Below are 23,543 nucleotides of genomic sequence, written 5' to 3'. Positions count from 1 at the left end.
CTCGCCCTCCCCCGACGGCAGCGATCCGATCGTAGTCTCGTGTGACGCGTCCGAGTTGTCCTCATTCACAAGACCAATTGCCCGGCACGCACGTGCCTGGCGAACGGCGGTGCCTCGGGACTCAACCGCGGGCAGCGGCGTCCGGGTTCTCCGGTTCGGCCGGCAGGCCCGCCAGTCGGGCCCGTACCCGGGCCGCCGGATCGGGTAGGTCGAGTGCGTCGTAGGACCGGAGCGCCTGTTGCCAGTGGCTTCGCGCCGGCTCGTGCTCCCCGAGGGCCGCGTGGGTCTCGGCGATGCCCGCGTGCGCGTGGGCCAGTTGTACGCGGTGGTCGGCCTTGGCCGCCATGGCCAGGGCGTCGCCGTAACAGCGGATCGCCTCGGCCGGGCGGCCGGCGGAGGCGTGGGCGGCGCCCAGCGCGTTCAGCGACTTCGCGCTCGACAGCGTGACGTTGACGTTCCGCAGGATCGCCAGCGCCTCGTCGAGGTGGCGTATCGCCTGTTCGTCGTCGCCCCGCTGCCGGTGGAGCAGGCCGAGAACGCGCAGCGCGTCGCCTTCGGACGCGCGGTAGCGCGTCTCGCGGGCGAGGGCCAGGCTCCGGCGCGCGTGGTCGAACGCCTCCTCGTCGCGTCCCAGATGCGCGCACACCTCGGCGAGGACGCACAGCGCGTTGCATTCGAGGGGCTTGCTGCCGTTGCTCCGGGAGAGGGTCACGGCGTCGTCGAGGCGGCGCAGCGCCTCCTCGTGGCGGCCCAGGCTCAGCAGGTTACGGGCGAGGTTGGTCGAGGACACGGCGGTCAGCTGCCAGTTTCCGCTCCGGCTGGTCAGGGCCAGGGCGCGTTCGAAGTGCCGTTCCGCCTCGTGCAGGTCTCCTCGTTTCGAGTAGACGTTCCCGAGGACGCTCAGGGTGGCGGCGTGGAGCAGTTCCTGACCGGCCCGCTGGTAGACCGCCAGGGCCCAGGTGAGATGAGCGATCACCTCGTCGTTGCGGCCCATGCGGTTCATCGCGAGGCCGAGAGCGCGCCGTGCGTGCGCCTCCGCGAGCGTGTCCGCCCGCTCTCGCGCGACGTCCAGCGCCCGGGTGTGCAGGAGTGCCGCCTCGTCGTGGTACCCGCCGACGTCGAGATATCGCCATATCGTCTGCGACATGTCGGTCACGAACATCCCGTCGCCGTACCGCGTGACCTCCAGCAGATTGGCCCGCTCGGCGTCGAGCCAGCGGAAGGCGTCGCCGTAGGCCGGGAAGGCGGGTGTCGGGCACCCCGACTCCGGTGCCCTCGGCCTGGGCACGTAGTCGTCCGGGGCGACGGCGTCCATCGCGGCCGAGGCGGTGCACAGGTAGTGGCGGAGCAGCCGGGCCAGCGCGGCCTCCCGCTCCCCCGCGCCGTCGATGTCCGAGGCGAGTTCGGCGGCGTAGGCGCGCAGCAGGTCGTGCGGTTGGTACCGCCCGCCGGAGATCTGGTCGATCAGGTGCGCGCGCAGCAGGGTGTCCAGCGCCCGGCGGGTCTCCCGCAGCCCGCTCCCGGCCAGGGCCGCCACCGTGTACGCGTCCATGTCGTGCCCGGGGTGCACGCCGATGAGCCGGAACATCCGGGCCACGGCCGGGTCGAGCCGCCGGTACGACCACGAGAACACCGACCGCACGGCCGTCTGCGGGTCGCTGTCGATGTCCAGCAGGTCGAGCGCGTCCCGCTGGTGCGCGAGTTCGTCCGCCAACTCGGCGATGGCGCGCGCGGGCTGCGACCGGATCAGCTCGGCGGCGATGCGCAACGCGAGGGGCAACCGGGCGCAGCGCTCGATCAGCAGGTCGGCCGCCTCGGGTTCGGCGGCCACTCGGTCCCCGAGCAGCTCGTGCAGCAGGCCGCGGGCGTCCCGGACCGTCAGCAGGTCGAGGCCGATGCGGTGCGCGCCCTCCCGAGCGACGAGCCCGGCCAGCGAGTCCCGGCTGGTCACCAGCACGAAGCACGACGAGCTGCCGGGCAGCAGGGGGCGCACCTGCTCGACCGTCCGGGCGTTGTCCAGCACGATCAGCACCCGGCGCCGGTCGACCAGGGTGCGGAACCGCGCGGCGCGTTCGGCGGGGTCCGGTGGCACCGCCGCGCCGTCCACGCCCAGCGCGCGCAGGAATCCCGCCAGCGCGTCCTCCGGCGACACCGGCTGGTCGGGGCCGTAACCCCGCAGGTCGACGTACAGCTGGCCGTCCGGGAACCGCTCCCGCACCCGGTGGGCCCACCGCACCGCGAGGGCCGTCTTGCCCACCCCGGCCGTTCCGGCCACCGCCGAGACCACCGCCGGTGCCGCCACGGACAGCAGCCGGTCGAGTTCCGCGAGCTCGGCCTCCCTGCCGACGAACCCTCGTACGTTCACGGGCAGTTGGGCGGGCGGGGGCACCTGCGCGGCTCCGGTGTCATCCGGTCGCGCCGGTTCGCCGGTGAGGATGCGCTGCTCCAACGCACGCAGTTCGGGACCCGGTTCGAGACCCAGCTCCGTGACGAGGGCCTTCCGCGCGGTGCGGTAGGCCGCCAGCGCGTCGGCCCGCCGGCCGGCCCGGTGGAGCGCGGTCATCAGCAGACCGTGCAGCTGCTCCCGGAACGGGTGCGCGCGCACCAGATCGGTGAGCTCGCCGATGACCGCCGCGTCCTCCCCGCGGGCCAGCCTGGCCTGGTAGAGCGCCTCGACGGCGGTCAGCCGACATTCGGTGAGCCGGTTCGCCCAGTCGGTCAGGATCGGAACGTCCGTGTCGCGGAAGGGAGTTCCGCCCCACAGCTCCAGCGCCTCCTGCAGCGCCGCGATCGCCCGTCGCGGCTCGCGGCGGGCGATCCCCAGCGCCTCGGCGACCAGCGATTCGAACCGCTCCGCGTCCAGCTCGCCGGGCCGCACCCGCAGCCGGTACCCCGCCGGAACGTACGACAGCCGATCCGGCTCGCCGAGCGTGCGGCGCAGCCGGTGCACGTGGATCTGCAGCTTCTGCTCGACCCTGGGGTCCTGCTGGTCGGGCCAGAGCCCCTCGGTGAGCACGTCCACCGGCACCGGACGGTCGGCGCGCGAGAGCAGCATCGCCAGCAGCGTGCGCTGCAGCCGGCCGGACAACGTCTCGGCATGCCCGTCCCGCAGCAACCCGGTCGGGCCCAGCACCCGAAACCCCAGCATCCGCCACTCCCGTCCTGCCATGGCTTCTTCCGGCCTGGGGGGAACATGAAAGCACGGCCGCGCGGGCCGCCCGAACCGATCGCGGACGCGCGCCCCGGACACGCCCCGGCGCGCGCCCTGCCGCATGCCCCGGGCGGGACGGGGCCGGGAGGAGGCCGGGGGTCGGCGGGCGCTAGACCAGGCCGCGGCGGGCCGCCTGCCAGGCGAGTTGCATGCGGGTGGCGGCGCCGGTGACCTCCATCATGTGCTGCACCCGGCGCTGCACGGTGCGGCGGCTGAGTTGGAGCTGGCTGGCGATGGCCTTGTCGGCGACCCCGGCCACCAGCAGGGACAGCAGCTGCCGGTCGGTGGGCGACAGCCGCTCCTCGCCGGCCCGCGGCACGCCCTCGGTGCCGGTGAGCGCGCCCGACGGGCTGACCCGCAGCGGCACGGCGTCGTCCCAGTAGCGCTCGAACAGCGCGATCAGCGCGTCCAGCAGGCTGCCGCTGCGCACCACCGCCGCCGTCGGTTCCTCGGGGCTGCCGCCCGGGCCGCCGGGGACCAGCGGGCAGACCGCCACCTCCCGGTCCGCGATCGCCATCCGCAGCGGCAGCGCCGGCACCGAACGCGCCTGCTCGCCCGAACGCACGCCCGCCACCAGGCTGTCCACCGAGCCCGGATCCTCGAAGTAGGCCCGTTCGTAGACCACCCGGTAGCGCACGCCGCGCTCCAGCGCCGCGAACTCGGCGTCGTTGTCGCTGGACGGCATGGCCACGTAGTGGGCCCGGCAGAACCACATCATCTCGTGCCGGGCGCCACCCTGGAGTTGCTCCAGATAGCGGCGCAACGAGTCGGCGCCGGTGACCAGTTCGATCAGCTGGCCGGGGTCGTGGCGCCGGCGGGTGGCCCGGTACGCCTCCAGCAACTCGCCCGTCGCGGCCCGGGCCTGGTCCAGCGCGTGCGCGTGCCGCTGGAGGCGGGGCAGCAGCGACACGTCCGGCGGGCTCGCGGCGAAGGTGACGGGATCCCGGCCGGAGCGGCCGAGCAGGCCCTGGCGTTCCAGGCCGAGCAGCACCGTCTCGGCCCGTTCGGGGCCCAGACCGGTGCGCGCCGCCACGTCCGCAGCGGAGGCCGACTCCACCGACACCAGGTACCGGTAGACCGCCTCCTCGTCCGGGGTGAGTCCCGCTGCCGCCAGCACGCGCACCTCCCACCCAACCGGCGGCCTGTCACATTAGCGACATGGCGCCACTGCGACAACGCGGAAACGGTGACAGCGCGTCGGGCGGCGGCCGATCCTTTCTCGAACGGCGGGATGGCGGGACGCGGGAAGACGGGAAGAGAGGACGGCGGCCGATGAGAGACCCGAGAGGGCCGAAGGGTCCGAGGGACCCGAGAGGTCACAGACGGATCCGCCTGGCGGCGGCCGCGTCGGCGGCGCTGCTGATGGCGGGGCTCGGCCTGCCGCGGGTCGCCGAGGCGGACACCGCGACGAGCGGGGAGGCAGCGGCGGCCCCGGCCGCCGGGAGCAGCGCCACCGTGCGGCTGGTCACCGGCGACTCCGTGACGGTCACCGCGACCGGCGACGGGCGGCGGACCGCCTCGGTCGAACCGGGCCCCGGCCGGGAGAACATGGCCTTCCAGACCATCGAACACGACGGCCGCATCACCGTGTTGCCCGCCGACGTGGTGCCGCTGTTCGCCACGGGCGCCATCGACCCGACCCTGTTCGAGGTCACCGCCCTGGTCGAGCGGGGCTACGACACCGCGCACGCCGACGCGCTGCCGCTGCTGGTGCACGCGCCCGAGGGCCCGACCGCCGCCGCGGCCGACCGCAGGATGGACGCGCTGGCCGCGCTGCACGACGGCGACGCGCCCTCGTACGAGCTGGACAGCATCGACGCCACCTCGCTGCGGGTGGCCGGCGACGACCTCGGCGACTTCTGGGAACGCCTGGACCCGCCCGCCCGGATGAGCAGGGCCCAGGCCGCCGCCACGCCCCGGGTGTGGCTGGACGCGACCGTGTCCGCGACCCTCGACCGCAGCACCCGGCAGGTCAACGCCCCGGCCGCGTGGGACGCCGGACTCGACGGGGAGGGCGTCACCGTCGCGGTGCTGGACACCGGCGTCGACGCCGACCATCCCGACCTGGCGGGCCGGATCTCGGCCGCCCAGGACTTCTCCGGCAGCGGCGGCACGCACGACGCGTACGGCCACGGCACCCACGTCGCCGCCACCGTCGGCGGCACCGGCGCCGCGTCGGCCGGCGCCCGCCAGGGCCTGGCGCCGGCCGCGGACCTGATCGTCGGGAAGGTGCTCGGCGACGACGGGCAGGGCTCGCTGTCCCAGGTCATCGCCGGCATGGAGTGGGCCACGGAACAGGGGGCGGACGTCGTCAACCTGAGCCTGGGCAGCGACGAGCCGTCGGACGGCACCGACCCGCTCAGCCAGGCCCTGAACGAGCTGACCGAGACCACCGGCACCCTGTTCGTGGTGGCCTCGGGCAACGCCGGCGAACAGGGCGACGAGACCATCGGCTCGCCGGCCGCCGCCGACCGCGCCCTGACCGTCGGCGCGGTGGACCGGGACGACGCCCTCGCCCCGTTCTCCAGCCGCGGCCCGCGCCCCGGCGACGCAGCCGTCAAGCCCGACATCACGGCGCCGGGCGTGGACATCGTGGCCGCGCGGGCCGAGGGCACCGCGATGGGCACCCCGGTGGACGAGGAGTACACCTCCGCGTCCGGCACCTCGATGGCCACCCCGCACGTCGCGGGCGCCGCCGCGCTGCTCGCCCAGGCCCACCCCGACTGGGACGCGGAACGGCTCAGATCCGCCCTGGTCAGCACCGCGCGCACGGTGCCGGACACCGCCGTGACCGAACAGGGCGGCGGCCGGCTGGACGTGGGCGCCGCCGCCACCGGCACGGTGACGGCGACCGGCACGGTCGCCCTCGGCCCGTTCGCTCCCGACGACGGCTCGGCCGGGGACGGTTCGGCCGCGGCCGAGACCCGCACCCTCGACTACACCAACACCGGCGACGCGCCGGTCACCCTGCGCCTCGACGCCGCCCTGGCCACCGACACCGGCGAGGAACTCCCCGAGGGCGCCCTGCGGCTCGCCGCCGGGGAGGTCACGGTCGCCCCGGGCGCCACCGCCCAGGTCGAGCTGACCGCCGACCCGGCCGACGTTCCGTACGGCCGGTACTACGGCTACGTCACGGCCACCGCGGCGGGCGGCGAGACCGACGGCGAGGTGCTGGCGCACACCACCGTCAGCCTGGTCGTGGCGCCGCCGACCCACCGGCTCGACGTCACCGTCCTCGGCCCGGACGGCGAGCCGCAGCCCAACGCCGTCCCGCTGTTCTGGGGCCCGTCAGGGTTCGTGCACTGGGACGGCACCAGCGGCGACGCGTCGTCGTCCGAGGTGACGGAGGGCACCTACATCGGCATCGACTTCGGCCAGGCGCGCGGCGAGGACGGCCTGCCCGAGTACCGGATGGCGGTGCTGCCCGAGGTGACGGTCACCGAGGACACCGCGGCCACCCTCGACCTGAGCGACGTCACGCCCGTGGAGATCCGCACGCCGCGCCCGGCGGAGTCCCGCTCGTGGCTGTCCTTCCACGTCTACCGGCAGATCGAAGGACACGACTACATCGGCTACGTGCAGTACCCGGCCGGGGCGCGGCTGATGGTCACGCCCACCGAGGAGGTCACGGAGGGCGAGTTCGAGTTCGTCTCCCGCTGGCATCTGACCGCCCCGCTGCTGACCGCCGACGTCCGCCACGCGCGACTCGACCTCGACCCCTACTACATGCCGTACTCGCCGCTGCTCGACCCGGACGGCGAGCGGCTGGAGGTGGTGGACGCCGGCACCGCCGCGGACCCCGACTTCTCCGCCGCCGCCGGAGCGCTGGCCGTGCTGCGCGGGGAGCCGTCGGGCTCGTGGGATCTCATGGAACGCGCGGCGGCGGCGGGCGTGGCCGCGGTCATGACCGTCGCGTCGGAGGGCCAGAACCCGGTCACCCGGTGGCTGCCCAACGGCGCGCGTTTCGCCACCCCGTTGATGCGGGTCAGCACCGAACAGGGCGAGGCCCTGCTGGCCCGCGTCGCCGAGCGGCCCACGACGGTGGCGTTCGAGGGCACCGTCCGCAGCCCCTACGCCTACGACGTGGCGCAGGTCTCCCGGGACCGGATCCCGGAACGGGTGGTGCACACCGTCACCGACCGGAACACCGCGGAGCTGCGCACCACGTACGCGGAGACCGGTGCCAGCGACTACGCCATGACCCACCAGGTGATCTGGCGCCCGTACCAGTCGACGGCGATCGTGGACCCGCCGATCGACGCGCCGACCGGCCTCACCCGCACCGAGTACGTCAGCTCCGGCGACACCACGTGGCAGCGCTTCACGCACTACACCGTGCCGTGGCTGGTCGACCTGCCCGTCGACGGGGTCGCCATGCGCGACGATCCCCGCGCCTACCGGTCCTCCGACCGGCTCGCCCAGGAGTGGTTCGGGGCCGTGGTGCGCCCCGCGATCCCGGCGGGCGGCGCGGTGGACTCGGTGCGGGAGCGGGACACCATGACGCTGCGGATCCCCGAGTTCGCCGACTCGGGATCGGACGCGGGCCAGTGGTCCAGCGGCGGTTCGGCGGACGGCGTGCTGTACCGCGACGGCGCGGAGGTCGGCGCGGCCGACGGCGGCTGGGGCAGCTTCGCGGTGCCGCCGGGCGAGGCCGCGTACCGCTTCGACCTCAACACCAGCCGGAGCGGCGCCGACTGGCTCTTCGGCACGGCGACCGAGACCTCCTGGGACTTCGTCTCGGGCAGCGTCGAGGAGGAGACGCCGCTGCCGCTGCTCCAGGTCGACTACGAGGTCCGCGCCGACGAGCACAACGCGGTCGACGACGGCCGCCGGCACACCATCGGCCTCGACGTCCGGCACCAGGACGGGCTCGCCGCGCCGGAGGACGTGACGCTGGAGGTCGAGGTGTCGTACGACGACGGCGCGACGTTCGTCCCCGCGGCCCGGGTGCGGGAACACGACGACAACCGTTTCACCGCGACGCTCGAACGGCCGGCGGAGGTGGACGGCGAGGCGTACGTGACGCTGCGGGTCACGGCCACCGACGCGGCCGGCAACCGCGTCCGGCAGACCGTGGAACGCGCCTACCTGGACCGCGGCTGACGCCCGCGCGTCAGACAACCACCGGCGTCCGGCCGGCCCCGCGTCCGGGGCCGGCCGTGGACGCCGCGGGGGAACAGGACCTCCGGGGCCGGCCGGACGCCGCCTTCGGTGGGGCGGCGTAGTACCTGAGACGGACCTTCCGAGATCGGCGGGGAGGGGGACGCCCCGGCACACCCGGTCTCCTAGTCTCCAGCCGAGCCGACGGCAACTGCCAGGGGAGACGAAGGAGACCGCGTGCACCACACGAAACGCAAACGCGCCATCACGGGGATCGTCACCGCCTTAGGCGCGGGGATCGCGCTGATCCCGGCCAGCCAGGCCGCCACGCCCGACGCACCGTCCCTCGGCGCCGCGCCGGCGTCGGAGTCCGCCGGCGTGGCCGGGTCCGTGACCCTGATCACCGGTGACCGGGTGCTGCTGCGCCCGGACGGCCAGGTCGCGGGCGTGCTGCCGGCCGAGGGGCGCGAGGACATCGGCGTCATCACCGAGTACGACGAGGACCACAGCTACGTCATCCCGCAGGACGCGTACCCGCTGATCGAACAGGGCACCCTGGACCGCGCGCTGTTCGACGTCGTCAAGCTCAGCGACCCGGCGTACGACCGCCTCGCCGACGGCGGCGTGCCCGTCATCGTCGGCTACGGGGGCGACCGCCCGGCACGCCTCTTCCGCGACGGAGGACCGGAGGTCCGCGCCGAGTTGGCGAGCCTGAACGCCGAGGCGCTGACGCTCGACCCGGCCTCGGACTCGGGCCTGTGGGAGGAGCTGACCCGCGGGGACACCGGAACCGGCGCCCGCGCCCTCGCCTCCGGCGTCGAGTCCGTGACCCTCGACGGCGTGCGGCGCGCCAGCCTCGACACGAGCGTCCCGCAGATCGGCGCGCCCGCCGCGTGGGAGGCGGGCTTCGACGGCGAGGGCGTCAGCGTCGCGGTCGTGGACAGCGGCATCGACGCGACCCACCCCGACCTGGCCGGGCAAGGCAAGGTCCTCGCCGAGGCGAACTTCTCCGAGGCCGCCGACGCCCGGGACCGCTACGGCCACGGCACGCACGTCGCGTCCATAGCCGCCGGCACCGGCGCGGCCTCGGACGGCGCGTACACGGGCGTCGCGCCCGGCGCGAACCTGCTCAGCGCCAAGGTGCTCGACGACGAGGGCTACGGCCTGGACTCGGGAGTCATCGCGGGCCTGGAATGGTCGGTCGAGCAGGGCGCCGACGTCGTCAACCTCAGCCTCGGCGCCGAGGACTCCCCCGGCGTCGACCCGGTCGAGGAGGCCGTCAACACCCTCTCCGCCGAGTCCGACGCGCTCATCGTCGCCGCCGCGGGCAACGTGCCCTGGCCGATGGAGAGCAGCGTCAGCAGCCCGGCCAGCGCCGACGCCGCGCTCGCGGTCGGCGCGGTGGACGACGCCGACGCGCTGGCCGAGTTCTCGGCCGTCGGCCCCCGCGTGGGCGACAGCGCCGTCAAGCCCGACCTGACCGCGCCAGGGGCCGGGATCGGCGCGGCGGCGGCCGAGGGCAGCTACCTCGCCGGGGAGGGCACGCCCGTCGCCGAGGGCTACGTGGGCCTGGACGGCACCTCGATGGCCGCCCCGCATGTCGCGGGCGCCGCCGCGCTGCTGGCCCAGCGTCACCCCGACTGGACCGGCGAGCAGCTGAAGTCCGCCCTCGTCGGCTCCGCCCGTCCCACCGAGGGCCTGACCGCGTTCGCACAGGGCACGGGTCGAGTGGACGTGGCGGCGGCGATCGAGCAGTCCGTCATCGCGGAGACGCCCTCGGGCGCCGGCTCCCTCAACCTGGGCACCGTCGCCTGGCCGCACACGGACGACGAGCCGGTGGAGCGGGAGCTGACGTACCGCAACCTCGGCACCGAGGACGTCACCCTGAGCCTGTCCGCCACCGGCACCGACCCGGCGGGCGACGCCGCCCCCGACGGCATGTTCACCACCGGCCGGGACGAGATCACCGTCCCGGCGGACGGCACCGCGACCGTTCCGATCATCGCCGACACCACGCTCGGCGGCGACGTGCACGGCGACTACACCTTCGCGGTCACGGCGACCGCCGCCGACGGCCAGAGCGTCCGCACCGCCGGGACCGTCCACCGCGAACAGGAGATGTACGACCTGACCGTCGAGGGCGTCACCGCCTCCGGCGACCCGGGGGCCGACGACGCCTGGGGGCTCGTCCACTTCAACTACGACACCGACGAGTCCTTCGCGATCGAGGTCGCGAACGGCACCGGCACGGCCCGCGTCCCGGCGGGCCGGACGTTCCTCTACTCCAGCATCTACGAGGGCGGCGCCGAGGACCCCACGGACGTCTACCTGCAGACGCACGTGCTCGACATCGACGGGGACACCACCGTCACCTTCGACGCCGGCGAGGCGAAGGAGATCGCCCCGACCCTCTTCGACCGGGACGCCACCCGCACCACGGTCGAGGCCGGCTGGGTCATCCCCCCGGCCGGCGGCGGCTTCGGATACACCAGCCGCAACGACGAGGACTTCGGCCTGCACACCCAGAGCAGCGGTCTGAAGCTCACCGAGGACGAGCTGATCGCGAACGGCGGCGTGAGCTGGGCCAGCGGCGCGGACACGACGTACCACGCGGCGTACGAGCGCTCCGGGCAGTTCTTCAACGGCGTCGACGACCGCGTCAGGCGCGCTGAACTAGCCAGGGTCGACGTCACGCAGGGCAGCCCGGTGAGCGGCCGAGGGGGCATTCTCGGCTTCTCCTCCGAGGGCCGTTGGGCGTTCGACGCGGACTGGCACGAGCTGCCGCGCACCACCACCGCGTACGTCACCGGCAACGTGCCGTGGAGCCACGAGCTGTGGGTCGCCGCCGACGGCGGCGCCGGCGAGGAGGAGGCCGCGTACACCTCCTCCCCCGTCACCTACCGGCCGGGCACCCGCCACGAGGTCACCATCAACACCGGCGTCTTCGGCCCGGCCTCGCCGGGCTCCGGCCAGGACCTCAACCGGACCGGCAACGAGATCTGGGGCATTCTCTCGCTGTTCGGGGACGGGCAGGGCAACAGGGGCGGGCCGTACGTGACCGAGGGCACGACCACTCTCTACCGCGAAGGCGAGGAGGTCGGTCACGTCGACAACTCCGCCCAGGACGGCTTCAACTTCCCCGGCCTGCCGCCGGAGGAGGCGAGCTACGAGCTGGTCACCACGGCCACGCGCGGCGACGGCGCCCCGGTCAGCACCGAGGTGTCCCTCTCCCTGGCCTTCACCTCCTCCCAGGGTCCCCCCGAGGACGCGGACGACTGGTCGGACGAGATTCCGTTCTCGGTGGTCCGCTTCAGCCCCGACCTGGCCCTGGACAGCACCGCTGAGGCGGGCGTCAGCATGCCCGTCCCGGTCACGGTCGAGGGTTCGGCGGCAGGCGACAACCTCGCCTCCCTCACCGTCGAGGTCTCCTACGACCGCGGCGAGACCTGGACGGAACTCCCCGTCCGGGACGGCACCGTCACGGTCGAGAACCCGCCCGCCGGCGGCTCGGTCTCCTTCCGCGCGGCCGTGTCCGACCACGACGGCAACGCCACGACCCAGACCATCCTCGACGCGTACGTCACGCGCTGAACTCCGCGAGCGCCTCGGGGGCGGCGGCCCACTCGACGCCGCCGCCCTCGGGGCGCAGCCACGCCCGCCGCTCCCCACCCGGCACGTCTCGCACGATCGCCCGCAACACGCCGACCCGCCCCGTGCCGGTGTCCACGACCAGCCTCCCCAGCAGCGGATGCGTCTCGTGCAACAACCCGAGATCCCGGCCCGACGCCCGCTCGACATCCGCGATCCGCGCCCACCACGGCCGATGCCCACTCCCCACCGGCCGCAGCAACACGTGCGTGGCACCACTTATCGGCCGATCTCCGTTGATCGACCCAAGGTGATCACGAAAGAGCTGCGCGACCCCGACCCGGCCCTCCGCCGTGTCCAGCGCCTCGACCCCGATCCCCAGCCATTCGCGGTGTTGTGACGTGCTGTCGTGCATGCGAGCTCCCTCGCGCCCGGCCACGGGCTGTAGCCGTCCGGCGACGCAACCAGCTTGTGTGGATGGAATCGATGGCGCAATAGGTCACGGAAATTCCACCCGAGATGGCATATGTGACCAGCCGGGCCCTAGTCTTCACGACCAGTGCTGGCGTTACGACACTCGGCACTCACCCCGTGGCTAGGTAGGCTCGGTCATCAGGAAGGTGGACTCATGGCAGCACCCACCGGACCCACGGTCCGGCGCATGCAACTGGGCTGGGAGCTGAAGCGGTTGCGCGAGAAGAACGGATTCACCCTGGCCCAGGCGGTCGACGGGTTGACGTTCTCCACCTCCAAGCTCTTCCGTGTGGAGACCGGGCAAAGCGCTCTCCCGAAAGTGGCCGACCTCAAGACGCTGCTCGACCGGTACGGCGTGACCGACGAGGACGACATCGACTTCCTGGTCGAAATCCACCGCGACTCGCTCAACCGTGGCTGGTGGTCGCACTACCGCAGCACGATGCCGTCCGGCATGGCCACCTACGTTGGACTGGAGAGCGGCGCCCACACCATCCGCGCCTGGCAGCCGAACGTGGTCCTCGGCCTGTTGCAGACCGAGCGCTACGCCCGGGAGTTGTTCCTTGCGGCCAAGCAGATCAACGAGGTCACAACCGAGTTCCTGGAGCGTTCCGTCCAGCTGCGGATGGACCGCAAGTCGATGATCACCCGCAGGGAGAACCCCATTGCGCTGTGGGCCATCCTGGACGAGGCCGCACTCCTGCGGGTCGTCGGAAGCGCGGAAGCGATGCGCGAGCAGTACGACGAGATCGCCAGGCTCGCGGCACTCGACAACGTGACGGTCCAGATCCTGCCCACCCGCACGCCGACCTATCGATCTGCCGACAACTTCACGTTGCTCACGTTCGGCGACCCGCTCCCCACCGTCGTCCAGTCGGACATGGCAGATGGCTCCAACGTCAGCGACAAGGACGTCACCGTCTGGGCCTTCGACCGCAGGTTCGACGCCCTGCGGGCGGGGGCGCTCGCCCCCAGTGAAACGCCGGAGTTCCTGAACCGACTAGCCCGAGAGATCTGAACGACGATGACTCATCGCTCCGAAGACGAAGCCGCCTGGTTCAAGTCCTCCTACAGCCAGGACAACGGCACCGCCTGCGTCGAGGTCGCCCGCCTCCGCCCCACCGCCCGCATCGCCATCCGCGACTCCAAAAGCGCCGACGGCCCCGTACTGACCGTCCCGGCCGCCGCCTTCGCGGCGTTCGTCTCCACCGCCCGGTCCGCGTAGCGCCAGTTCGGTCGCAGGAGGATTGACGTGCCCTTCGTCGTCGGCGTCTTCGACGTGTTCACGTACGCGATACCGGGAGCGCTCCACCTCTCGGTCACCGCCTATGTGCTGGCTCGTCTCGACATCGTCGATCCTGGCGTCCCGCTCTCGGGTCCGGCGACGCTGGTGGTGATCGGCGCGCTGGGGGCGAGTTATGCGCTCGGGCACGTCATGTATCCGCTGAGCGCGGTCCTGGAGAAGCTCGTGCCGCGGTGGCACCGAAGGGAGGAGGAGGCCAGGGACGAGTTCCTGAGCAGGGTGCCGCGGGCGCGTGACCGGGCTTTCGTGCGCGCGGACCTGCCGTTGCTCCTCGCCGCGGCGGAACAGTACAACCGCGAGACGGCCGGTGAGGTACTCCGGGTGCGAGGGCTGACGCTCATGTTGCGGGGTACGGCTCTCGCGTTGTCCCTGGCGACGCTCACCGCCCTGGCGGAACTGGCCGCTCCGGACCGGCGGTGGTTCGCGGCCGCGTGCGCGGTGGCCCTGGCGGCCGGTGCCGTGGGCGCGATCCGGGAAGGGCGGAAGTTTCAGCACTGGGCGCGGTTGAAGACGCTGGAGCTGTGCTTCTGGATTCCGGACATCGACGAGCGGATCGCCGGTCCCCGCCCCTGACCCGCCGACCGGATCGACTCGGTCTTGCCGGCTGTGGCGCTACATCGTGCGCGGTGAGTCCCACCTCATGGGACTCACCGCGCACGAACGCTCGACGCGACCATGCCAGCCGGCTCGTCGAAGGTCATCGCGTGCACGGAGCCCCGCGCGGCGGGCCCGACTCGGCCCTGCGCAGGTGCGCGAACGGCACGGCCGGGGCGAGCGCGAGGGCGAGCACTCCGCCGAGGAGAAGGGCGGACCACGCACCTGACGTGTCGATGACGACTCCCGCCCCGGCGGACGCCAGGGACACGCCGAGGTTGACGGAGGTGTTGATCCAGGTAGAGCCCTCCGTCCGGCTCGTTTCCGGAACGATGGTGTCGGCGATGAGGTATCCGGTGATGAGGGTCGGGGCGACGAAGAGACCGACGACCGCGAGGCCGGCGGCGAGCAGTCCGAGCGTGCGCAGCTGGGACACCAGCACCGCGCCGAGCCCCATCGCGACGCACAGGGCGAACAGTCGTGGCCCGAGTCCCGACGTGAACCTCACCTGTCCGTAGACGAGTCCGCCCAGCGCGCTTCCCCCGGCGAAGGCGGCCAGGAGCCAGCCCGAGAACGCGACGGCATCGCGTTGCGCGGCCACCGCCGGCGCGGCGATCTCGACGACGCCGAGTATGCCGCCGACACCCAGGAGGACGACCAACACCCGCACGAGGCCGGGCTGGTGCAGCGGGCGATCTCCTCGTGCCACCCGCTCGCGTGTTCCGCGGAGGGCACCCGACGACGCGCTGGACGTCATGGCCACCGTGCCGAGCGCGACCGCTGCCGCGACCACCCACAGCCCGGTGCCGGGGGACGTGGCCACGATGATCGCGGTGATGACCACGGGGCCGGCGACGAAGAGGAGTTCCTCGCACACCGCGTCGATGCTGAAGGCCCTGGTCCGCTGCCCGTCCGCCGTCGTGAGCGACGCCCAGATCGTTCGCATCGCCGCCCCCAGCGGTGGCGCCGTCAGGCCGACCACCGCGCTGAGCACGAGGAACCAGACGTTCGCGACCTTCTCCGCGTCGGTGAGGAGCGCGAGCACGACGTATCCCGCGGCCTGGGTCGTCGCCAGAAGGTTGAGCGCGATGCGCTGCCCGAACCGGTCGACGGCCCGGGCGCGCCAGGGGGCGGCGATGACGTTCGCGAGTCCGAACACCCCTGTCGCGAAGCCGGCCTGTGCGTACGAATCCGTACTGTGCAGGACGGCGAAGAGGAGCGCGAGGCCGCTCATCGCCAGCGCGGACCGCCCGATCAGGGCGGGGAGGAAGGCGCGGAGCGCGCCGGGAAGCAGAAGCACTGCGAGCACGAGGGATCTCCGGTGATGGGCGACCGGCGTCGTGACGCGGTCGCGAGGTCTGACGGTTGCCGACGTCCGGAGGCGTGCGGAAGCGCACCCTCAACGGATCAGAACCTGGGCGGGAGTGACCCAGGACCGTCAGAGGAACATCACGATGAACACCCGAGGACGGTACCAGCGGCCGCCGCTGTCGCATCCCGTTTGCCTAATCACATTAGGCAAACGCATACTCGTCTATGGTAGAACGTGACAGCGATTCGGAGGATGGGCATGGCCCGGGCAGGACTGACCACGGAGCGCCTGGTCCGGGCGGGGGCGGAGCTGGCCGACGAGATCGGCTTCGAGCGGACAACCCCCGCGGAGCTCGCCCGGCGGTTCGGGGTCAGGACCGCGAGCCTGTACTCGCACGTCGAGAACGCCCACGACCTCAAAACCAGGATCGCCCTCCTGGCCCTGGAGGAACTCGCCGACCAGGTGTCCGCCGCGGTGGCCGGGCGGGCCGGTAAGGACGCCCTGACCGCCTTCGCCAACGCCTACCGCGACTACGCCCTGAGGCATCCGGGCCGCTTCGAGGCTGCCCGGTTCCGGCTCGATCCGGAGACGGCCGCCGCCAGCGCCGGCGTACGGCACGCCCAGATGACGCGGGCGATCCTGCGCGGCTACGACCTGGCGGAACCACACCAGACGCACGCCGTGCGGTTGCTGGGCAGCGTCTTCAGCGGCTACGTCACCCTGGAAACGGCCGGGGGCTTCAGCCACAGCACACCCGACGCCCAGGCGAGCTGGACGGAGATCCTCAACGCGCTCGACGTCCTGCTGCGCGCCTGGCCCACCGCCTCCTGAACACCCCTCCCCAAAAAAGAGCCCGAGGAATGCACACCGAGCACGACTGGACCACCACCCCCGTCACCGCCGACCTCCTGCGCGGAGCCCTCGACCTGGAACACACCGACCGCGGCGTACTGCCCCACCGGCTGCCCGCGCCCGCCCGGCGGCAGATACCCGACGGCCAGCTGGCGATGGCGGAGTCGCAGCCCTCCGGCGTGCGACTGGTCTTCCGCACCCCGGCCACCGCCGTCGAGCTGGACGTCGTGGCCACCAAGCGGGTCTACGTCGGGGCGCCGCCGCGCCCCGACGGGGTGTACGAGCTTCTCGTCGACGGACGGCTCGCGGGCCGGGCCGGCGTGCCGGACGGCGACGTACTCACCATCGACATGGCCGCCGGAACCGCGACAACCCGGCCGGGACCGGTGCGGACCCTGCGGTTCACCGGCCTGTCCGGCGACGAGAAGGAGGTCGAGATCTGGCTGCCGCACGACGAGACCGCCCGGCTGGTCGCCCTGCGCACCAACGCCCCCGTCCGGACCGCGCCGCCCACTGACCGGAGGGTCTGGCTGCACCATGGCAGTTCGATCAGCCACGGCTCCAACGCCACCACCCCGACCGGGACCTGGCCCGCCGTGGCCGCCGCCCTGGGCGGGGTGGAGCTGGTGAACCTGGGATTCGGCGGCGGCGCCCTGCTCGACCCGTTCACCGCCCGCGCGATCCGCGACGCCCCCGCCGACCTGATCAGCCTCAAGATCGGCATCAACATCGTCAACGCCGACCTGATGCGGCGGCGCGCGTTCGGCCCGGCCGTCCACGGTTTCCTCGACACCCTCCGCGAGGGACACCCCACCGTCCCGCTCCTGGTCGTCTCCCCCCTCTACTGCCCCATCCACGAGAACACCCCCGGGCCCTGCGCCCCGGACCTCGGCGCGATGAGCGAGGGGCGGATGCGGTTCATGAGTACCGGCGACCCCACGCAGACTGCCGCCGGGAAGCTGACCCTCACCGTGATCCGGGACGAGCTCAGCCGCATCGTCCGGCAACGCGCCGCCACCGACCCGAACCTGCACCATCTCGACGGCCTCGACCTCTACGGCGAGGCCGACCACGCGGAATGGCCGCTGCCCGACGAACTCCACCCGGACCCGGGCACCCACCAGCACATCGGCGAACGGTTCGCCCGCCGCGCCTTCGGCGCCGGCGGCCCGTTCACCAGGGAACACCGCTGACTCACCCGGCGGAAACCCGCGGTAGGAGGAGCGGAAGGTGGGCGGCACCCTCCGTGAGCAGGTGGTCGAGGGTCAGGGCGTCCGGGGCCACGGCGGTGATCAGGGCCGCCGGTCCTGGCAGAGGGGTGAGGACGGCGGTGTCGGCGAGGAGAACGGGATCGGCGGGCTTCTCGGCGAGGGCCGGGTCGACGACCAGGAGTTGGCCGGCCGCCCGGTGGTGGTCGAGGATCGCGCCGCCGTCCCAGCCGGGGGCGCCGGGGCCAAAGGACAGCTCCTGGTCGAGCAGCGGGCGGCCGGCGTGGTGGACGGTGAGGCGGCCGGCGTACCGGCCCGGGGCCTCGCCGGCCCGGCCGAGCACCAGCCGTTCGCGCAGCACCAGCCGCGCGCCGGGCGCCAGGTCCACCCGGGTGGTCGCGGTCAGGTCGCTGCCGCGGGCGGAGACCACGGGCTCGGGCAGCCAGTGCAGTTCCGCGTCCTCGGCGACGGTGAGGACGGTGTCGTACGTCGCGGCGCCCGGTTCGGGCCCCGGCAGGGCGACGGTCGCGGCGGCCGAGGTGACGCGCAGGGCGGCGCCCGGCTCCACGGTGGCGGTCAGCCGCAGCCGGTCGCCGCCCAGCGGCGCGGTCATCGCGCCGACCACGGTGACCTGCGCGTACGCGCCGGCGGCGCGGGTGCGCCGCAGCGCGAGCGGCCCGTCGCTCCGCAGCACCGGCAGCGCGCCGCCGGGCGCGGCGACGATCCGGGCGTCGGCGGTGACCGTCACGCCCGGGCCCAGGCGGCGATCCTGGCGAGCACCCAGTCGGCGATCGGCCGGACGCCGTCGGGTGCGGTCAGCGAGGTGAACACGACGGGCAGGTCGCCGCGCTGGGCGGCCGCGTCGCGGGCCATCAGCTCCAGGTCCGAGCCGACGTACGGCGCCAGGTCCGTCTTGTTGACGACGAGGAGATCGGCGGTGGTGACGCCGGGCCCGCCCTTGCGCGGGATGTCGTCGCCCGCGGCCACGTCGATGACGAAGATCTGGGCGTCCACCAGTCCGGTGGAGAAGGTCGCGGTGAGGTTGTCGCCGCCGGACTCCACCAGCACCAGGTCCAGCGGCCCGGTGCGTTCCTCCAGGTCCTCGACGGCGTCGAGGTTGGCGGAGATGTCGTCGCGGATGGCCGTGTGCGGGCAGGCGCCGGTCTCCACGGCGCTGATCCGCTCGGCGGGGAGCACGGCGTTGCGCAGCAGGAAGTCGGCGTCCTCGCGGGTGTAGATGTCGTTGGTGACCACGGCGATGGCGAGCCGGTCGCGGAGGGCGCGGCACAGCGCGGCGACGGTGGCGGTCTTGCCGGAGCCGACCGGGCCGCCCAGGCCGACGCGCAGCGCGCGCCGCCCGCCGCCGGGCAGGATGGCGCTCGCGGCGTGGCTGTGCCGCTGGGGGAAGGTGTCGGGCTGGTGGTCGAGGTGCATGGCGGTCTCCCTAGGACGCGAACAGTCGTACGGGCCAGGTCGCGTGGTGTTCCGCGGCGATGTCGAGCAGCGGCGCGGACGCGGCGGGCAGGGCGTCGGTGCCGCGTTCGGCGACCGCGGCCGCGTCCGCCGCGGCCCGTTCGGCGACGGCGTCCACGTCGGCCGCGAGCCGGGCGAGCAGCGCGGCGGCGTCGAACGGGTCGAGGCTGAGCAGCCGGACGGCGGCGCTGGCCGGCGACGACGCGGCGTCGTACGCGGCGGCCCGGGCGGCGTCGCGCGGGGCGAGCCCGGCGGACCTGGCGGCCAGGCCGAGGACCACGGGCTGGTGCGGTCCCGGGCGGAGCGGGGCGAGCGCGTCCAGTTCGGGGCACGGCCAGGCGGCGCGGGCGGCGCGCAGCAGCTGACGGCCGAGCCGGCGGGAGGCGGCGCGCAGCGCGGGCGCCGGGGTGCGGGCGTCGGCGGCGGTGTCCAGCTCCGCCGGGTCGTGTCCCGCGCAGGCGGCCGCGGCCAGGGCCGCGGCGACCAGGCCCGCGGTGTGCAGCCGGCCGCGGCAGAACGCGGCCAGCGACGCGGGATCGGTGATCCGGCCGGCGCGGACCGCGGCCTCCACCCCGCCGGAGTGCGCGTGCGCCCCGGCGGGGAACCGGCCGTCCGCCAGCAACAGCAGCGCGGCGCTCGCACCACTCATCGGCCACCCCTCATTCCGGTCGGCACGGTCAGAAGAGGAAGTACCGCTGGGCCAGCGGCAGCTCGGTGGCCGGCTCCGGGGTGACGGGCTCGCCGTCGATCGTGACGGTGAAGCTGTCGGGGTCCACGGTGACCTCGGGGCGGGCGTCGTTGAGGCGCATGTCGGCCTTCCCGACCCGCCGGGTGTCCCGGGCGGGGACGAACCGCTTGCCGAGCGAGAGCCGCTCGGCGAGGTTCCCGTCGAGTTGGTCGTCAAGCGCCAGCGGGCTGACGAAGTTGACCGAGTTGGCCGCGGGGGCCCCGCCGAGCGCCCCGAACATCGGCCGCGGCAGCACCGGCTGCGGGGTGGGGATGGAGGCGTTGGCGTCACCCATCTGGGCCCAGGCGATCTGGCCGCCCTTGATCACCAACCGCGGCTTGACGCCGAAGAACGCCGGGTCCCAGAGCACCAGGTCCGCGAGCTTGCCCGCCGCCACGGAGCCGATCTCGTGGTCGAGGCCGTGCGCGACCGCGGGGTTGATCGTGTATTTGGCGACATAGCGACGAACCCGCATGTTGTCCGCCAACCCGTCGCCCGGCAGCGCCCCGCGTCGCCGTTTCATCACGTGCGCGGTCTGCCAGGTGCGCAGCACCACCTCGCCGACGCGCCCCATGGCCTGGGAGTCGGACGAGATGATCGAGATGGCGCCCAGATCGTGCAACACGTCCTCGGCGGCGATGGTGGCGGGCCTGATCCGGGACTCGGCGAACGCCAGGTCCTCGGGAACGGCGGGGTTGAGGTGATGGCAGACCATCAACATGTCGAGATGTTCCTCAACCGTGTTGACGGTATGTGGCCTGGTCGGGTTGGTGGAGCTGGGCAGCACGTTGGGCTCGGAGACCACGGTGATGATGTCGGGCGCGTGCCCGCCGCCGGCGCCCTCGGTGTGGTAGGCGTGGATGGACCGCCCGGCGATCGCGGCCAGCGTGTCCGCGACGAACCCGGCCTCGTTCAGCGTGTCGGTGTGGATGGCCAGCTGGGCGCCGGTCTCCTCGCACACCCGCAGGCAGGCGTCGATGGCCGCCGGGGTGGCCCCCCAGTCCTCGTGGATCTTGAACCCGAGGGCGCCGCCGCGCAGCTGGTCGAGCATCGCGTCGCGGGAGACGGTGTTCCCCTTCCCCAGCAGCCCGACGTTCACCGGCTGCCCGTCCATCGCGGCCAGCATCCGGGCCAGATGCCAGGACCCCGGGGTGACGGTGGTGGCCTTGGTGCCCTCGGCCGGTCCCGTGCCGCCGCCCAGCAGCGTGGTGATGCCGGAGCCCAGCGCCTCGGCGATCTGCGTCGGGGAGATGAAGTGCACGTGGGCGTCGATGCCGCCGGCGGTGAGGATCAGGCCGTTGCCGGCGATGATCTCGGTCTCCGGGCCGATCACCAGGTCCGGGTGCACCCCGTCCATGGTGTCGGGGTTCCCGGCCTTGCCCAGCGCGACGATCCGGCCGTCGCGGACGCCGACGTCCGCCTTGACGACGCCGGCGTGGTCCAGCACGACCGCGCCGGTGATCACCGTGTCCGGGGTGCCCTCGGCGCGGGTGGCGCGGGACTGGCCCATGGACTCCCTGATGACCTTGCCGCCGCCGAACACCGCCTCGTCGCCGGCCCGGCCCGGGCCGCCGGCCAGGTCCTCCTCGATCTCCACCAGCAGGTTCGTGTCGGCCAGCCGGATCCGGTCGCCGACCGTCGGCCCGTACAGGTCGGCGTACCGCGGGCGGCTCAGCTCAGGCATCGAGCGCTCCCCCGGTCTCGCCGCGCAGTCCCGGAACCTCGCGGCGGCCGGCCAGCGGCACCAGCTCGACCTCCACCGGCACGCCGGGCTCGAAGCGGACGGCCGTGCCGGCGGCGATGCCCAGGCGCCGGCCGTGGGCGGCCGCGCGGTCGAAGTCGAGGCCGGGGTTGGCCTCGGCGAAGTGGTAGTGCGAGCCCACCTGGACGGGCCGGTCGGCCACGTTCCGCACGACGAGCCGGATGACCGGGGCGCCCTCGTTGAGCGGCACCGGGGCCTCGGCGAACAGGATCTCTCCGGGAATCACAGGCACCTCTCCAACGGTCCAGGGAACGCTCGGACGAGGGCGCGGGCGGCGGCGGGGCTCGGGCGGCCGGGTCAGGCGGTGGGCTCAGGCGATGGGCTCGTGCACGGTGACGAGCTTGGTGCCGTCCGGGAAGGTGGCCTCCACCTGCACGTCCCTGATCATCTCGGGGACCCCCTCCAGCACGTCGGCCCGGCCGAGCACCCGGCGGCCGGAGTCCATCAGCTCGGCGACCGTGCGGCCGTCGCGGGCGCCCTCCAGCACGTGGGCGGTGATCAACGCCACCGCCTCCGGCTGGTTCAGCCGCAGTCCCCGGGCCCGCCGTTTGGCGGCCACGTCCGCCGCCACGTGGATCAGCAGCCGCTCCTGCTCGCGCGGGGTCAAGTGCACGCGTCCCACCTCACCGTTCACCGTCGTACTGCGTCGTACTGCCGGTCGTCCTGCTCGTCGAGTCCGTCGCCACCACCGGCGCCGCCGCCGGCGCCCGCCGATGCGAAAACGCGCCGGCCAGTGGAGGCTAGTGGGACCTCGTTACGGTGGCGTTACTTCCATTCAGAAGTATTCGCGGGCCATGGTGACCGATTGTGACAGAGATCAAAGGATTGGCCCGCCGCCCGGCCGGCAAGGCACGCTAGAGGGAGCGGGGCGTAGCGAGACACCGCGAGACGAGAGCCAGACGAGGGAGTTCCATGAAGATCGGGATCGTCGGAGCCACCGGGCAGGTCGGCGGCGTGATGCGCAGGATTCTGGCCGAGCGGAAGGTCCCGGTCGACCAGCTGCGACTGTTCGCGTCCGCACGCTCGGCGGGTCGCTCGCTGCCCTGGCAGGAGGAGGAGATCACCGTCGAGAACGCCGAGACGGCGGACTACTCCGGACTGGACGTCGTGCTCTTCTCGGCCGGCAAGACCACCTCCCGCGCTTTGGCCGAAAAGGTCGCCGCGGCCGGAGCCGTGGTGATCGACAACTCCTCCGCGTGGCGCATGGACCCCGAGGTGCCCCTCGTGGTCTCCGAGGTGAACCCGCACGCGCTCGCCCGGCGGCCGAAGGGCATCGTCGCCAACCCGAACTGCACCACGATGGCCGCGATGCCGGTGCTCGGCCCGCTGCACGCTGAGGCCGGCCTCACCAGCCTCGTCGTCGCCACCTACCAGGCCGTGTCCGGCAGCGGCGGCAGCGGCGTCGCGGAGCTCGACGAGCAGGCCAGGGCCGCGGTCGCCCAGGGCGCCAGCAGCCTCACCCACGACGGCGACTCGCTCGACCTGCCCGACCCCTCGGTCTACGCCCGGCCCATCGCCTTCAACGTGCTGCCGCTGGCCGGCTCCCTCGTCGACGACGGGTTGGCGGAGACGGACGAGGAGCAGAAGCTGCGCAACGAGAGCCGCAAGATCCTGGAGATCCCCGACCTGAAGGTCTCCGGCACGTGCGTCCGGGTCCCGGTGTTCACCGGCCACTCGCTCCAGGTGCACGCGGCCTTCGAGCGGCCGATCTCCCCGGAGCGCGCCCACGAGCTGCTCGCCGCGGCGGAGGGCGTGGAGCTCTCCGACATCCCGACCCCGCTGCAGGCCGCCGGCCGGGACCCGAGCTTCGTCGGCCGCGTCCGGCGCGACGAGACCCGGGAGAACGGCCTCGCGCTCTTCGTCTCCAACGACAACCTCCGCAAGGGCGCGGCCCTCAACACGGTCCAGATCGCCGAGCTGATCGCCGCGGACGCCTGAC

General features: G+C 73.4%; 18 protein-coding genes. 8 read left to right on the top strand and 10 right to left on the bottom strand.

Annotation, left to right across the window (positions count from 1 at the left end):
• Window positions 1-121 precede the first annotated feature (121 nt).
• Both ABGB06_RS25855 and ABGB06_RS25850 read right to left on the bottom strand, forming a co-directional pair.
• Window positions 122-3,169, bottom strand: a complete 3,048-nt coding sequence (locus ABGB06_RS25855) for a BTAD domain-containing putative transcriptional regulator (protein ID WP_347593483.1) — start codon at window positions 3,167-3,169, stop codon at window positions 122-124.
• 151 nt (window positions 3,170-3,320) lie between these two features.
• Window positions 3,321-4,328 (bottom strand): helix-turn-helix domain-containing protein, encoded by a 1,008-nt coding sequence (locus tag ABGB06_RS25850; RefSeq protein WP_347593480.1) that lies wholly within the window; start codon window positions 4,326-4,328, stop codon window positions 3,321-3,323.
• A gap of 155 nt (window positions 4,329-4,483) precedes the next feature.
• Here ABGB06_RS25850 and ABGB06_RS25845 point away from each other — a divergent pair, with 155 nt between their 5' ends.
• Both ABGB06_RS25845 and ABGB06_RS25840 read left to right on the top strand, forming a co-directional pair.
• Window positions 4,484-8,314 (top strand): S8 family serine peptidase, encoded by a 3,831-nt coding sequence (locus ABGB06_RS25845; RefSeq protein WP_347593478.1) that lies wholly within the window; start codon window positions 4,484-4,486, stop codon window positions 8,312-8,314.
• 234 nt (window positions 8,315-8,548) lie between these two features.
• Complete coding sequence (locus ABGB06_RS25840) at window positions 8,549-11,902, top strand: S8 family serine peptidase (protein ID WP_347593476.1); 3,354 nt, start codon at window positions 8,549-8,551, stop codon at window positions 11,900-11,902.
• Here ABGB06_RS25840 and ABGB06_RS25835 read toward each other — a convergent pair.
• Window positions 11,892-12,314: a hypothetical protein gene (locus ABGB06_RS25835; protein ID WP_347593474.1), complete on the bottom strand. Its 423-nt coding sequence runs from the start codon at window positions 12,312-12,314 to the stop codon at window positions 11,892-11,894. The two genes, ABGB06_RS25840 and ABGB06_RS25835, sit on opposite strands and share 11 nt — an antisense overlap.
• A gap of 213 nt (window positions 12,315-12,527) precedes the next feature.
• Between ABGB06_RS25835 and ABGB06_RS25830 the strand changes: the two genes are divergently transcribed.
• Genes ABGB06_RS25830 through ABGB06_RS25820 form a run of 3 tightly spaced genes read left to right on the top strand, consistent with a single transcriptional unit; the run spans window position 12,528 to window position 14,249 of the window.
• Window positions 12,528-13,391, top strand: coding sequence for a helix-turn-helix transcriptional regulator (locus tag ABGB06_RS25830; RefSeq protein ID WP_347593472.1), 864 nt, complete (start codon window positions 12,528-12,530; stop codon window positions 13,389-13,391).
• 6 nt (window positions 13,392-13,397) lie between these two features.
• The gene (locus ABGB06_RS25825) at window positions 13,398-13,598 is read left to right on the top strand and encodes a DUF397 domain-containing protein (protein ID WP_347593470.1); all 201 of its coding nucleotides are present in this window, start codon (window positions 13,398-13,400) and stop codon (window positions 13,596-13,598) included.
• A 27-nt stretch (window positions 13,599-13,625) separates the two neighbouring features.
• The gene (locus ABGB06_RS25820; RefSeq protein ID WP_347593468.1) at window positions 13,626-14,249 is read left to right on the top strand and encodes a hypothetical protein; all 624 of its coding nucleotides are present in this window, start codon (window positions 13,626-13,628) and stop codon (window positions 14,247-14,249) included.
• A 124-nt stretch (window positions 14,250-14,373) separates the two neighbouring features.
• On the opposite strand, the gene ABGB06_RS25815 is transcribed toward ABGB06_RS25820, so the two are convergent.
• On the bottom strand, window positions 14,374-15,579 hold the full coding sequence (locus tag ABGB06_RS25815; protein ID WP_347593467.1) for an MFS transporter: 1,206 nt from the start codon (window positions 15,577-15,579) through the stop codon (window positions 14,374-14,376).
• A gap of 261 nt (window positions 15,580-15,840) precedes the next feature.
• On the opposite strand from ABGB06_RS25815, the gene ABGB06_RS25810 reads away from it, so the two are divergent.
• Both ABGB06_RS25810 and ABGB06_RS25805 read left to right on the top strand, forming a co-directional pair.
• A complete protein-coding gene (locus ABGB06_RS25810) occupies window positions 15,841-16,413 on the top strand; it encodes a WHG domain-containing protein (RefSeq protein WP_347593465.1) in 573 nt (190 codons plus the stop codon).
• A gap of 29 nt (window positions 16,414-16,442) precedes the next feature.
• The gene (locus ABGB06_RS25805) at window positions 16,443-17,627 is read left to right on the top strand and encodes an SGNH/GDSL hydrolase family protein (RefSeq protein ID WP_347593463.1); all 1,185 of its coding nucleotides are present in this window, start codon (window positions 16,443-16,445) and stop codon (window positions 17,625-17,627) included.
• Between the two features lies 1 nt (window position 17,628).
• Here the strand turns inward: ABGB06_RS25805 and ABGB06_RS25800 are convergent, their stop codons facing one another.
• The 6 genes from ABGB06_RS25800 to ABGB06_RS25775 form a co-directional block, all read right to left on the bottom strand.
• Window positions 17,629-18,390 carry an urease accessory protein UreD gene (locus ABGB06_RS25800; protein WP_347593461.1) on the bottom strand — a complete coding sequence of 254 codons (762 nt, stop codon included), beginning with the start codon at window positions 18,388-18,390 and terminating at the stop codon, window positions 17,629-17,631.
• Window positions 18,387-19,076, bottom strand: coding sequence for an urease accessory protein UreG (ureG, locus tag ABGB06_RS25795; RefSeq protein WP_347593459.1), 690 nt, complete (start codon window positions 19,074-19,076; stop codon window positions 18,387-18,389). Before ureG ends, ABGB06_RS25800 begins: the two co-directional genes overlap by 4 nt.
• Window positions 19,077-19,086: 10 nt before the next feature.
• Window positions 19,087-19,764 (bottom strand): urease accessory UreF family protein, encoded by a 678-nt coding sequence (locus ABGB06_RS25790; RefSeq protein WP_347593457.1) that lies wholly within the window; start codon window positions 19,762-19,764, stop codon window positions 19,087-19,089.
• A gap of 28 nt (window positions 19,765-19,792) precedes the next feature.
• On the bottom strand, window positions 19,793-21,526 hold the full coding sequence (locus ABGB06_RS25785) for an urease subunit alpha (RefSeq protein WP_347593455.1): 1,734 nt from the start codon (window positions 21,524-21,526) through the stop codon (window positions 19,793-19,795).
• Complete coding sequence (locus tag ABGB06_RS25780) at window positions 21,519-21,830, bottom strand: urease subunit beta (RefSeq protein ID WP_347593800.1); 312 nt, start codon at window positions 21,828-21,830, stop codon at window positions 21,519-21,521. The genes ABGB06_RS25785 and ABGB06_RS25780 overlap by 8 nt, the downstream gene beginning before the upstream one ends.
• Before the next feature lie 84 nt (window positions 21,831-21,914).
• Complete coding sequence (locus tag ABGB06_RS25775) at window positions 21,915-22,217, bottom strand: urease subunit gamma (RefSeq protein ID WP_347593453.1); 303 nt, start codon at window positions 22,215-22,217, stop codon at window positions 21,915-21,917.
• A 299-nt stretch (window positions 22,218-22,516) separates the two neighbouring features.
• Between ABGB06_RS25775 and ABGB06_RS25770 the strand changes: the two genes are divergently transcribed.
• Window positions 22,517-23,542 (top strand): aspartate-semialdehyde dehydrogenase, encoded by a 1,026-nt coding sequence (locus ABGB06_RS25770; RefSeq protein WP_347593451.1) that lies wholly within the window; start codon window positions 22,517-22,519, stop codon window positions 23,540-23,542.
• Window position 23,543: the final 1 nt, after the last annotated feature.

Source organism: Streptomyces sp. B6B3 (genome assembly GCF_039871525.1).
Classification (GTDB): Bacteria; Actinomycetota; Actinomycetes; order Streptomycetales; family Streptomycetaceae; genus Streptomyces.
Note: the sequence above shows the minus strand (reverse complement) of the source record. Positions and strands in the feature narration are given on the sequence as shown.